The organism is Oscillatoria sp. CS-180 (genome assembly GCF_028330965.1).
Classification (GTDB): Bacteria; Cyanobacteriota; Cyanobacteriia; order Phormidesmidales; family Phormidesmidaceae; genus Halomicronema.
Map to the genome: position 1 here is coordinate 41,846 of NZ_JAQMUB010000019.1, position 13,389 is coordinate 55,234.

A 13,389-nucleotide genomic window follows, 5' to 3' on the forward strand; every position below is an offset into this window, starting at 1 on the left:
TGGTCAAAAATCTCAAGAAAATTTAAGTAAATCGGATTCGATACACCGGAATATTAAATAACAAGGCAAAGTAAGCAAACACCGCACGGTTTGGTCTGTTCCCTACAGGTTGCTTTAGGTTACAAGCCAAAAACAACAGCACGTCTCTAGTTCTATGCTGAATCTCATCAACTTCCCTTCGATAGGCAATCTATTCGTTCCTCATGGTCACTGTTATCTTTGGAAACCGAGTTTAGTCTCGCTCCATGCGGTTTCAGACGGGATTATTGCGATCGCATACTTTGTCATCGCATTTACCCTCCTTTATTTTGTTCAGCAACGCCAAGATGTTCCTTTCAGAAAATTATTTTGGTTATTTGCAGCTTTTATTGCTGCCTGTGGAGCCACGCACACGCTAGCAATATGGACATTGTGGTTTCCCCAGTATTGGTTTTCAGGTGGAATTAAAGCTATTACAGCCTTCATTTCGTTTTACACAGCAGTTGCATTAGTGCCCCATATTCCTAAGGCATTAACCCTGCCCAGTCCGCTACAGCTAGAAGCGCTCAATCAGTCACTGTCTCAAGAAATTGCCGAACGCAAAGCAGCCGAAGAAACGGTAAACAAGCTCAATACCGAACTTGAAGAACGAGTTGCCCGACGGACCTCTGAACTGGCACAGGCTAAAGATGCCAACGAGAAACTGCTGCAGCAGGAACAAGCTGCCCGGGCTAATCTGGAAAACGCGCTGGATAGTTTGCAAGACACCGCTGAACGATTAAACATTGCTCTTAGTGCTGCCGATATGGGGTCTTGGGACTGGGACATCAAACATGAACAGCAATATTGGTCGCCCAAGACAAAAGCCATCTTAGGTGTAAAGTCGGATTCTATCGACACGAATTATGCTGCGTGGGCAGAACGAGTTCATCCTGAAGATTTATCACGTGTCAAGGCGGCAATAGCCGAAGCTGAGAAAAGTCGCACCATTTACTCACAGGAATATCGCATTTGCCTCCCCGATGACAGCGTGCATTGGGTGTTAGCCCGGGGGCGTTTTATTTACAACGCTGACGGACAGCCCCAGCGGATGATCGGAGTCATTCAAGAAATTACGGCAGCCAAGCAATCTATTTTGGCGATTGAAGAAAGTGAAGCTCGTTTCCGCGCGGTTTTTGAACAGGCTGCGGTCGGTATGGCCCGCCTTTCTGCATCGGGTCACTGGCTTCAGGTCAATCAATTACTTTGCGATCTATTGGGATACACCGCAGAAGAACTCATAGGTCAATCTTTTCAGGCCATTACAGATCCCGCCGACTTAGAAGCTGATGATCACTACTATCACCAACTTCTAAGGGGTGAAATCGACTCTTGTCGTTTTGAGAAACGCTACTTACACAAAAATGGTCAACCCGTTTGGTCTGGCGTTACGGTCTCTGTGGAACGTAGCAGTGATGGCAGTGTTGCAGTGTTTATTGCAGTGATTGAAGATATTCGCCAACTTAAACAAATCCAAATAGATCTACAGCAGCGGGCCATGGAGTTGGAGCAGGTGAATGGGCTGCTAGCCATAACGAATGCAGTGCTGGAGAAGCGCAATTCGGAGTTAGATCAATTTGCTTACGTTGCCTCTCATGATTTGAAGGCACCTTTACGCGCAATTTCAAATTTATCCGAATGGATTGAAGAGGATTTAGGTCATCAAATTCCTGATGAAAACAAACGTCAGCTTGCTTTGCTAAGAAATCGGGTACATCGTATGGATGCACTGATTAATGGATTGCTGGAGTATTCGCGAGTCAACCGACGAGAACGGCAGATCGACAGTGTGGATGTGAGACAGCTATTGCTTGAGGTCATTGATCTCATAGATCCTCCCACATCATTCACTATTTCAATACCCGATGAAATGCCAACGTTAGTCACTAATAGCATCGCCTTAAATCAGGTGTTTTCCAACCTAATCAGTAATGCCGTTAAGCACCATAACCGCGAGGATGGCCATATTCAAATTACGGCTGAACGACAAGGTGAATTCGTTGAATTTGTAGTTAGGGATGATGGTCCTGGCATTGAGCCGCAATATCACGAGAAAATCTTCACTATTTTTCAAACGCTGAAAGCCAGAGATACGTTTGAAAGCACGGGAGTTGGCCTAGCTATTGTCAGGAAAATCATTGACACTGAAGGAGGCAGCATTGACCTAGTATCAGATGTTGGTCAGGGCAGCACATTTCGTTTCAGTTGGCCTCTCAATGAACCATCAGAACCTTAGATCCAAAACGACCTAGGGCGCGTCATCAATTAATTCTGAAAGCCTTGTGGCACAATCATTGCTGCGCCCATTCTCAATTTATCAACTAGGGTTGAAACCTGTTCGAACAAGGTATTGAGCGCTAAATGATAACAGCTCCTTAGTTAATCTGAATGCTCTCAGCGATGAGTTCATTGACCTGCTTAAATCGTTTATGGTTCTTAACCATACTGCTTAACTTCTGAATATTTAATTTAAGCTTGTTTTAAGATTGAGATTGTTGCTCGTATTTTTCCCATACTTAATAGGTACTCAATTTTGAGCCTTACAGTTTGGAGTCTGATAGCTCTCTCTGTTATCTATAAGGTCACTAAGATTGTCGTAGCAGCGGAAACTCCATCTTGGGAAAGACGGCTACCTGACACAAGGGTAGGTAGTATAGGTAACATATTGGGCACTCGCCTTAATTCTTCTATCAGGCTATACGTGTGAAGAACTACTTTTACTAGAGGAAAGCACGTGAAAGAACGAGCAATCAACATCTTACTTGTCGAAGACGATGAGGTTGATGTTATGAATGTCAAGCGTGCTTTCAAAAAAAGCAAGATTGCCAACCCTCTCTTCACGGCTGGTAATGGCCTTGAGGCACTTGCAATGCTGAGAGGTCACGCCGGGTCTAGTCCGGTTATTCCGAATAGCCGCCGGATTGTTCTCCTGGATATCAATATGCCTAAGATGAACGGTATTGAATTTCTTCAAGAGTTACGCCAAGATCCTGGGCTAGCACTCACTCCGGTTGTCGTTCTTACAACCTCAGATGAGGATCAAGACCGAGTTGAGGCTTACAAATTGAACGTTGCTGGCTATATTTTGAAACCTGTTACGTTCTCCAGCTTTGCAGAAGTCATGGCTGCATTGAATAAATACTGGACATTGTGCGAGATGCCATGAAGCCCTCTGTTGTTCAGGCTCAAGGATTGCCACCCTCTTCATCAATGAATGAAATCCTGCGTGTCTTGCTGATAGACGACGATGATGTAGACCGTATGGCGGTACGTCGATGTTTGTCTAAGACGCAGTTCCATTTAGAAGTCGTTGAAGCAGCAAATGCTGCGATCGCTAAAGACTATCTCCTGAACGAGACATTCGATTGCATTTGTCTGGATTATCGGTTGCCTGATGATGATGGCCTCTCTCTCGTAAAACGTTTGAGAAAAGACGGCTTTAATCTACCCATCATTGTTCTGACAGGCCAGGGAGATGAACAGACCGCCGTTGAGTTGATGAAAGCTGGAGCCTCCGATTATTTATCTAAATCGCGGCTTTCTTCCGATGGATTAGCTAAGGTTCTTCGTCAAGCACTGCGAGTCTATCGAGCCGAACAAAAGACGCGAGTGGCTCAAGAGCAACTTCGGCAAACTAATTTGCTGTTAAGGCAGCAGAATAAAGAGCTTGAGGACCAACGCCATCAAATTGAACAGCAAAACCTTCGCCTCCTTGAAGCAGATCGCCACAAATCCGAGTTTTTGGCAACCGTCACTCATGAGCTGAGGACACCTTTGAATTCCATTATGGGGTTCTCTCAAATCCTCAGAGGACGGACAAAGGGGCCTCTCAATAGCTATCAGCTAGAAATGGTCAATCGGATCTTCTCGAATGGTCAAAGTTTGTTGAACTTGGTCAACGACATCCTAGATATGTCAACCATTGAGGCCAATCGTCTGAAGTTAATGCCTGATTTTTTTGATCTAGAAGCGCTGGTCCGCGAAACGTTCTCGGAAATGCAGCCTCTGGCTCAAGAAAAAAGCTTGGAAACTCGATTGATTATCAATTTGAATAACAGAGTTGTTTATAACGATAGACAACGACTTAAACAAATTTTGGTCAATTTGCTATCCAACGCCATCAAGTTTACAGACGATGGTTATGTCCAAATCAAAGTGAAGATGGCAGGGCTAAATAGCATCGAAATTCTTGTTGAAGATACTGGAATTGGGATCACTGAGGAAAAACTAGATTTTATCTTCCATCCTTTTCGGCAAGGGGATCAAACCACTCAACGCAGGTATCCAGGAACGGGTTTGGGTCTAGCAATTACTCATTCTTTAGTTGGCATGATGGAAGGCTTAATCTCCGTGTCCAGTGAACTGGGACACGGCACCTGTTTCCAGGTTCAAATTCCTCGACGGATAGCCGATCAACCGGACAGTCGTCTCGATTATTCATACTCTTCAGCCACATCTGATATGGAGCGATCGCAGTAGATCGCTCCATATCATCACTGTTGGCGATTGCTTTTAACAATTTCGGAAACTGCTTGAATCAGGGTATCAACATTGACTGGTTTAGCAATGTGCTTCTGAAAGCCGTTCGCTCGTGCGCTATTTTCGTCTTCTTGACGAGCGCAAGCCGTGAGGGCGATCGCAGGAACTGGTTTATTCTGCTGAGAAGATAATGCCCGGATCTGCCGCAGCAAGACATACCCATCCATATCCGGCATGCTCAAGTCACTGATTAATACATCCGGCTTGAAGCTTGCAAGGCAGGCCAGTGCTTCACGTCCAGACTTGACGGCGACCACCTGGGCACCATACTGCTCTAATAAAGTCGATAGAACCTCTCGACTATCAGCATTATCGTCTACGGTAAGCACCCGAACCTCGTTGAGTTCCAGATTTTCCAATGCTGACGTCGAGTCATCTACCATATTGCTTCGACGTGACATCAGCGGTAGCGTTACGGTAAAAGTCGCTCCCTGTCCTTCTCCAGCACTATCAGCCGCGATCTCACCGCCATGAGCTTCGACCAAGTGTCGAACGATCGCCAGACCTAGCCCAAGGCCGCCATGCTGGCGAGTGATAGACACGTCTTCTTGTCGAAAAGACTCAAAGATATGGGGTAAGAAATTAGGATGAATTCCTTTTCCGGTGTCTGCTACGATGATTCGCCCCTCATTGCCTGGAGTTTGCTGAAGTCGTACAGTAACCTCTCCCCCAATCGGCGTAAATTTAATGGCGTTAGACAGTAAGTTCCAAACAATCTGCTGAATGCGAGCAGCATCTCCCCAAGCCTGAGCAGACATTTCGAGGTCAGTATTTAACGTAATTGTCTTAGCCGTTGCGGCAGTATTCACCGTTTCAATGGCCGCCGCAACGGTTTTGGCTAGATCAACAGGAGCATTGTGCAGCTTGAGCTTGCCGCGTAGAATTCTGGCAACATCCAAAAGATCATCGACCAATTGAGTCTGTAACTTGACGTTGCGCTCAATCGTTTCCAATGCCGTAGCTGTCTTCTCAGCATTGAGACCGCCTATTTTGAGAAGTTGGGTCCAGCCCAAAATTGGATTCAGTGGTGATCGCAGCTCATGGGACAGGATCGCCAAAAATTCATCCTTAATACGATTGGCTCGTTCTGCAGCGGCTCGGGCGGCTTGCTCTTGCTTCAAAAGCTGTTCTCGTTCTGCCTCAGCAGCTTTGCGATCGTCGATATCGGTAGCAGTGCCAAACCAGTTCACCAGTTCCCCTGCCTCATTTATCAGAGGAACTGTACGGGATAGATGCCAGCGGTAGACTTGATCGTGCCGCTTAAACCTGACTTCAACTTCGTAAGGTGATTTGTTCCGCATGGCTTCTATACGGATTGCCTGAACCTTTTCAAAATCGTCTGGATGAACAATATCAGTCCACAAACGAATATCCAATTCTAAATTTTTAACGCCTGTATAGTTTTTCCACTGTTGATTAAAAAATTCAACTTTGCCATCGGCAGCGTTGACCCACATCAGTTGAGAAACTGCATTAGCCAGTGTCCGATAGCGGTCTTCGCTCAGGCGCAGCTGTTGCTCTGCGCGTTTGCGATCGCTAATATCCTGATGAATGCCGGACATCCTGACTGGTTTGCCTTCATCATCCCGCACCACAACCTTGCCAAAATTGGCAATCCATTTCCACTTACCAGATTTCGTTAGCAGTCGATAATCAAACCGATAGGGAATAGAGGAGTCCTGAAGATGAGAATAGAGTTTCTCCATCACCATTGGCTTATCGTCGGGATGAATCAGGTTTTCCCAAGAACTGTATTTGGCCGGCAACTCGTTGGGCCCATATTCCAGCATCCGTAGCCACTCTGAGCTGGAATAGTGTTCGTGAGTGTCAATATGCCAATCCCATAGACCGGCCTCAGCTCCCTCAATGGCCATTTGCAGACGCTCTTGGTTTTCCCTTAGAGTTGCTTCAGCTCGCTTGCGGTCAGTCACGTCCATGACGGTGCCAACAAAGCGCCGAGGGACACCATTTTGAGCAAAATAGGCTTGTCCTTTCGCTAAAATCCACCGTTCGACACCATCTTCAATCCCAATCACACGATATTCAATATCGTATTGACCACCACTCGCTGCGATCAAACTTTCCCCGACGATGTGCCTGACGCGATCTTGCTCGTCGGGGTGCAAAGCCTCAAAAAACGTTTCGATGGTAATTTTGGCATCAGGTGATAATCCAAACATCTCCTTACACCGACCATTCCATGACAGAACGTTTTTCTCCAAATTCCAATCCCAAGTTCCTATTTGGGCTGACTCTGTTGCCATCTTCAGCCGGTCTTCGCTGCGGCGAAGCGCTCTTTCGGCCCGTTTGCGGGTGCTCAAATCAAGAATAAACACCACCGATTCTTCGCGATGCTCTCCCAGCAAGCTATATCCAATCAAAACCGGGACTCGCCTACCGTCTTTGCGAATATATTCCTTTTCATAAGGGATGCAGGCCCCCTCAGCCTGAGCTTCTGAAATTTTCTGTTCGTCTAAAGGCAAGTACTCCGGCGGTGTCATTTCAATCCAGTGGAGCTGACCCGCTTTTAGCTCCTGCCGGGAATAGCCGACGATTCGCAGCAGTTCGTCGTTCGCGTGAAAGATGTTGCCATATATATCTCCGTAAAGAATGCCAATGACGTTGGATTCAACAAATCCTCTCAGACGGGCTTCGTTCTCAGCGAGCGCAGCTTCTGCTTGCTTACGCTTTGTCACGTCTTGGGCAACGCCAAGCATACGGAACACGTGTCCCTGTTCATCTGTGACCGCAAATCCGCGATCGCGAATCCAGCGCACTTCTCCATCCGGTCGTACAATTCGATATTCCTTCTCAATCGCGACGTCCTTTTGGGGAGTATTCGACAGTCCGGCTAGGACATTATCACGATCATCGGGGTGGACCGTGTCTAACCAAGCTGTATGGTTTTGGTAAATGAACTCAGGCGATCGCCCCCAAACCTCCTCGTAGGCTGGACTGACATATACAATCTTTGGGTCAGGCAGATCCATAATCCAAAAGACATCTTGAATCGTTTCTGCCAGCAGCCGAAAGCGAGCATCACTTTCATGGGCTAATGCTTCAGTGTTTTTGCGCGCAGTCACATCCTGTGTGATGCCCAAAATTTGCTGAGGTGTTTGGTTTTCGTCCCGCTGAAAAACGACCTCGCAGGTGTGCAACCATCGCCATGTGTTGTCGGCATGGCGCATCCGATATTCAAATTCTAGAATTTCGCCATCCGGGGCAGATTGAAACTGAGCAAGATGAGCCGGAACCCGTGCAAAATCTTCAGGATGCATTAGTAAGGGCAGAACCTTCCCCCCCATCGCTTGCACCTGCTCATTGGTGTAGCCTAACCAACTCCCCATCTGTTTGTTGATATAGGTGTTGCACTGCTCCACCAAATCAAACACATAGAGCATTCCAGGAACCGCTTCGGCAATCTCAGCAATAAATTTTTGACTCCGCTGCAGCTGTTTTTTGGACTGCTGAAGTTGCGAGATGGTTTGTAAGGCAGTGCTAATTGTGGAATCATGACTTTCTTCACCTATCGGTTCAGACGACATCTGTTCCATCGGCGCAAGCTCATCGGCCTTGTCCAATCGAGCATCTTTGCCATCAGTCAAATTGCGGTGGTTTAGATTCGTCGCATCCTTCGTCGCATCAATTCCAGAGTGTAGAATGTCGAGCAGTTTCTGGGGCGATGTTCGCTTTCGGACGCCATAATCAATGGCGCCAGCTCTCATCGCTGCGACAGCAACTTCTGCATCGTTGTCACCAACAACGAAGATAATAGGAGATGCTTGGGGTATTATCATTCTGAGCTGCTCAAGGATTCCAATACTTGTTTGAAGCGGCGTATGAAAATCCAAGACAAGTGCAGCCAGTGGACTCAAAAACTGCTGCGACAGCACCGGCAGCACATCAGCAGCAGCTAGCTGATGGTGAAAAACATCGAACATTGCTGTGGACTGGAGAGGATACACAGGGTATTCCTTGTCCAGCTCCTCCACAACAGCAAAAACATGAATTGAAGATTTGGGCATACGGAAAGCATCTCCATCGCACCAACCTTATCTAGGCCATCCTAATTCGTATCTTTCAAAAGATGAATAGGCTGGAGCAGTTCACACGCCCTGTCCCTGACGGGCGATCGCCTGACGAATAGCCTGAGCAACGAGGTCAGGAGCTTCTAAAGGCATCAGATGTCCCACATTAGGAATTGTAACCAATTTACTATTCGGTAGAAGATCGATCACATCTCGCTGGATAACGTTAAAAGGAATTACCGGATCGTCTGGAGAAGCCAATACGGTTACAGGAACCTGGATTTTTTTCACTTGATCGGCAATGGAGTTTTTCATGCCTTCCAACAGCCACCACTGCCAAGTTTTGTCCTCAGCTTTGGTGTGCGTTTGCACTGCTACAGAATGGCGAATTTGAGGCAGTGTGGCTTGAGCAGCGCCTTCTACAGTAGTTTCAGCAGCCTGGCGACTGTGGTGATCCGCCAACATGCGATCGCGCTCTTCCTCTGGCATGGGTTCCCGAGTCGCCGGAGAGGGGGCCACCAAAATGATGTGTTCGAGTCCTGCAAAGAGCGCATCGGCAGCAACCTTCAAGGCAATCTTTCCCCCCATGGAATGTCCCACCAAAACAAATCGATCAATGCCCAAGCGAGACAACAACTCCCAGATATAGTTGCTATATTCCGCCAAAGTTGGTTCCGCTAGCGGAGGGGTATCGCCAAAACCAGGTAGATCTAAGGAAATGCAGCGAAAATCTTCCTTCAGCTCCTGGGTGACCCACTGCCAGCTCGCCGCAGCACCGCTAAAGTAGTGCAAAAAAACAAGCGTGGGGTCTCCTGTTCCTTGGCTGATTAGTGAAGAATTATCCATTCTGCGACTTAGCATAACCTGAATACTCGTGTCTGATTAATAGGCATTCAGGTTTGTACTTTAAGCAAAATTCAATGTAGACAACCTCTATCTTTTTAGTGAATAAGTACCTTTCCCTAGAAAATCGACAGAAGTGAGGATGAACCGGGTCGAGGGGAGATAGTAATTTTTAGCCCAAGCTGAATGAGGCAAAACGAACAATGGCAAGCATTTGTTCGATCTTCTGGTGCTCAATCTCGGCATTTTTTGGATGTCGATTCAGTCTTGAACTCATCTCAAAAGAGACAAACTGATGCTTGGCGAGATAAAACGATTCTGTGAATTTTTAGCGGAACCTGAGGCCTCGTTCTGAATATCTATGTTGTCGGGGAAACATTAAAGGAGGGCATTGAGGGGTATGGCCCTCCATTCAAGCTTCTCAAGATTGCTGAATTCCTCGCTGCGGTTGCATGCCGAGAACTGCAAATCGCTGGCATCTCTCACTATTCATCCAGAGCGCCTATGTTTTCGATCTACATCTTGACCCATAACGAAGAATTAGATATTGCGGCGTGTATTGAGTCCGCTCAACTCTCTGACGACATCATTGTGGTGGATTCTTTCAGCGGCGATCGCACTGTCGAAATTGCTTCACAGTATCCGGTTCGAGTCGTCAAGCATGCTTTTGAAAGCCACGGCAAGCAGCGTACTTGGATGCTTAACAATATTCCTGCAAAGTATGAGTGGGCCTATATTTTGGAAGCTGATGAGCGCATGACTCGGCAACTCTTTCAGGAGTGTTGCGACAAGATTCGAGCAGCCGAGCATGTAGGCTACTACGTTGCTGAGCGTGTCATGTTCATGGATCGGTGGATCAAACACAGTACTCAGTTTCCGCGTTACCAGCTACGTCTGCTCCAGCTGGGGAAAGTCTGGTTCACTGATTATGGTCACACTGAACGAGAAGTGTGCGAAGGCGCTACTGGTTTTTTGCAAGAAACCTATCCTCATTACACCTGTGGCAAAGGGATGAATCGTTGGATTGAAAAACACAACCGATATTCAACCGATGAAGCCAGAGAGACCTTACGTCAGCTGGAGACGGGGCGAGTGAACTGGAAGCAGCTTTTCTTTGGCAAAACAGAAGTAGAGCGTCGTCACGCGCTTAAAGATCTTTCGCTGAGATTACCGCTACGACCGCTGATACGGTGGGTTTACATGTATTTCTTTTTGGGTGGCTGGCGCGATGGTGAGGCGGGATTAGCCTGGTGTACTCTACAAGGGTTTTATGAATATCTGATTGTTTTAAAGGTAAAGGAACTGAAGCGGGCACAAATCAACGCAGCTTCTGAAAACCCATCAGTACCGCTCAACCTGACCCCAATTTCAAATACCCTTCCTGAACACTGAGCGATCGCCCATCACACGCTTTGTATAGCCGTCGCAAGTTCCGTTAGGACAAGGCGGCAAGCCATCTGGCTATGGACTAAGGGCCTGAATGTTATTGAATGCACAAGCCTAGATGGCTAAAGCTATCAATCAACTCAACAGATGCAATCCCTACTTATCCAACGATGCTCACTGTCGCCTACCCGCCATAGGCGTTACACTCGATTGCGGCTTGCATTGAGAGCATTGGGGCATTCATGGCGGTTGACTACGATCTCATCATTTTGGGAGGGACTCCGGAGGGCTATGAAGCTGCTGAACAAGCTGCTCAATTGGGAGCACGGGTAGCTTGGATACTCAATGGGCAAGAGGGACGACGATCGCCCCTCTTTCTGGAAACTCTGCTATTGTCAAATCCACAATCCGAGCCGTCTGCATCGCAATCTTCTCAGTGGCAGCGGGCTGTAGAACGAGCCAAGTTGACCGCTGATGTCCTGACCCAGGAGGACTTGCAGCGGTTAATGGTACAGGGTGTTGACGTTATTGCTGAAACGGGTCGATTGGTTCGCGATCGCCCCCTTCAAGTCAAAACCGTTAGCCGTCAGCTCACAGCTCGGTCCGTTCTGTTGGCTACGGGTAACGTGCCTCAACTGTTCAAAATTCCAGGTTTAGCCTCTGTCCCCTATGAGACGCCTAGCACTTTCCTGCACCAAGAAAAGCTGCCAGGCTCCGTGATAGTGCTGGGTCGCTCTCCTGCAGGACTTGCCCTATGTCAGTTTCTCCGCCGCTGGAACAGTGCTGTGACCCTGGTTGCGCCACAGGACACTCTTTTACCCCGTGAAGACCCTGATACTTCTCGATGGATTCAGGCTCAACTGCGGGCAGAAGGTGTTCGCTTAAAGCTGGGAACAATCATCGAAACGGTTACCTACAGAGACGGCAGTATTTGTCTTCGACTTCCTCATGAAACAATAAGTGTGGCCTGTTTAGTCGTGGCCGCTCCACCCTTGCCTAACCTTATGGATGTTGGCATCGAAAAATGGACAGTAGAGGGTTGCCTATCGGTCAATGCTTATTTGCAGACAAGCCACCCTCGTATCTATGCCTGCGGTGCGGCGATAGGTGGTCACGAACTAGCTGCGATCGCCCGTCAAGAAGCTCGTCTTGCTGTCAGCAATGCGCTTTTTTGGAATCGTTATCGCATCGACTACTGCACAATTCCCTACACTCTTTTGACTCGTCCTGAAATGGCACGAGTGGGTCTTACAGAGGCGCAAGCCAAGCGGCGCTACAGTGAAGACGACCTCTTAATTGCTCGACAAACACTTTACGACTTACCTAAGGCGCAATGGCGGAGAGCAACGCTCGGTTTCTGCAAAGTGATTGCTCACCGCAGCGGCGAAATTTTGGGCGTTCATGGCGTTGGCCCAGAAGCAAGAGAATGGGTCCAAACGATGGCGGTATTGATGGTTCGCCAAGCACCTTGGTGGGCGGTAGCTCACTATCCCACCTTGCCGAATAGCCTGACAGACATTCTGCGACAGACTGTGAGCCAGTGGGAGCGCGATCGCTGGCATCCGGGGCGTTGGCGGCGTGATTGGTCAGAGAACTGGTTCAACTGGCGGCGCCAGCGCTAAAGAATTGTCGCGCCACGCTGCATCTATCAACACGCTATGCCTATCGACGTCTGGCCCTTTGTACAGTCCGAGGAAACACGCCCACAAGCATCGAAAAAGCTTCGTCTGGCACGCTATCCACAATGCCTTGGTCAAAATAGGTTTTGAACTGCTCTAAAATCATCTGAGCACGTTCTAGGGGAACAGGCTTATCCGTAAAATTCTGAGTTAGTCTCACCCACTGAAGCCGAATCCGGATAGCTTTCTGCTGCTCTTCGTAGGATTTAGGTTCGACTAATGAAAGGTTTCCCAGAGCTGTGACGCGATCGCAATCAGCATCCAGTGCCCCCCCAACTGCCGCACCAGGACCAGCAAATTCGGCGTGGAATTTTTTGTAAACGACAATGCCATTCCGACGACGGCTATTGACGATCCATAATTTATGACTATTGATTCGATCCAAAACCGAGTCAGAGTCGGGGGGCTGCTTCACGGAAGATTGGACTATATCGTCTCGATAGGTCTGAGGCATAGCAGTAAATGATAAACCGGGAGCCTTTCAGTATTGTTTAGTTCATACATAAATCACATCATTCCCACGACGGTGCTAGGTGGGTATTGAGTTGACCGATAGACCTGAACACTCTAATTCCAATTTCATTTTAGGGGAATGATTTTGTAAAACATCTTTGACTTGTCGTTAGTCTCTAAAGCTGTCGTAAAGATCTTGTCAAATCCCTATGATGTCTCCGTAAATTCGCGTGGTTGCCTCATAGCTGTGCAGATTGAGGAGTTTACTCAGCAAAATAAGAAAACTTATTAGAGGGGAGTCATTGAATTGAAGAGTGACAGTAGGTTGCCAGATTGATTTCAAGAAAATGGGACGCTGGAGATGTGCGTAGAGATCGAGACAAAAGTTTTACCATTCAGTTTTCAGATGCTGGTTGTCATGGAAATTTTTCCCAAAAGAGAGC

General features: G+C 47.6%; 8 protein-coding genes. 5 read left to right on the forward strand and 3 right to left on the reverse strand.

What is annotated here, in order from left to right:
- Positions 1-154: 154 nt before the first annotated feature.
- The 3 genes from PN498_RS02655 (at position 155) to PN498_RS02665 (ending at position 4,497) form a co-directional block, all read left to right on the forward strand.
- Positions 155-2,254 (forward strand): PAS domain S-box protein, encoded by a 2,100-nt coding sequence (locus tag PN498_RS02655; RefSeq protein WP_272061129.1) that lies wholly within the window; start codon positions 155-157, stop codon positions 2,252-2,254.
- Between the two features lie 498 nt (positions 2,255-2,752).
- Positions 2,753-3,184 carry a response regulator gene (locus tag PN498_RS02660; protein WP_272061130.1) on the forward strand — a complete coding sequence of 144 codons (432 nt, stop codon included), beginning with the start codon at positions 2,753-2,755 and terminating at the stop codon, positions 3,182-3,184.
- Positions 3,181-4,497, forward strand: coding sequence for an ATP-binding response regulator (locus tag PN498_RS02665; protein WP_272061131.1), 1,317 nt, complete (start codon positions 3,181-3,183; stop codon positions 4,495-4,497). Before PN498_RS02660 ends, PN498_RS02665 begins: the two co-directional genes overlap by 4 nt.
- A gap of 14 nt (positions 4,498-4,511) precedes the next feature.
- Here PN498_RS02665 and PN498_RS02670 read toward each other — a convergent pair whose 3' ends face one another.
- Both PN498_RS02670 and PN498_RS02675 read right to left on the reverse strand, forming a co-directional pair.
- A complete protein-coding gene (locus PN498_RS02670) occupies positions 4,512-8,582 on the reverse strand; it encodes a PAS domain-containing protein (RefSeq protein ID WP_272061132.1) in 4,071 nt (1,356 codons plus the stop codon).
- Positions 8,583-8,663: 81 nt separating this feature from the next.
- Positions 8,664-9,431 carry an alpha/beta fold hydrolase gene (locus tag PN498_RS02675; RefSeq protein WP_272061133.1) on the reverse strand — a complete coding sequence of 256 codons (768 nt, stop codon included), beginning with the start codon at positions 9,429-9,431 and terminating at the stop codon, positions 8,664-8,666.
- A gap of 501 nt (positions 9,432-9,932) precedes the next feature.
- Between PN498_RS02675 and PN498_RS02680 the strand changes: the two genes are divergently transcribed.
- Positions 9,933-10,820, forward strand: a complete 888-nt coding sequence (locus PN498_RS02680; protein ID WP_272061134.1) for a glycosyltransferase family 2 protein — start codon at positions 9,933-9,935, stop codon at positions 10,818-10,820.
- 236 nt (positions 10,821-11,056) lie between these two features.
- A complete protein-coding gene (locus PN498_RS02685) occupies positions 11,057-12,436 on the forward strand; it encodes an FAD-dependent oxidoreductase (protein WP_272061135.1) in 1,380 nt (459 codons plus the stop codon).
- 40 nt (positions 12,437-12,476) lie between these two features.
- Here PN498_RS02685 and PN498_RS02690 read toward each other — a convergent pair whose 3' ends face one another.
- The gene (locus PN498_RS02690; protein ID WP_272061136.1) at positions 12,477-12,947 is read right to left on the reverse strand and encodes a hypothetical protein; all 471 of its coding nucleotides are present in this window, start codon (positions 12,945-12,947) and stop codon (positions 12,477-12,479) included.
- Positions 12,948-13,389: the final 442 nt, after the last annotated feature.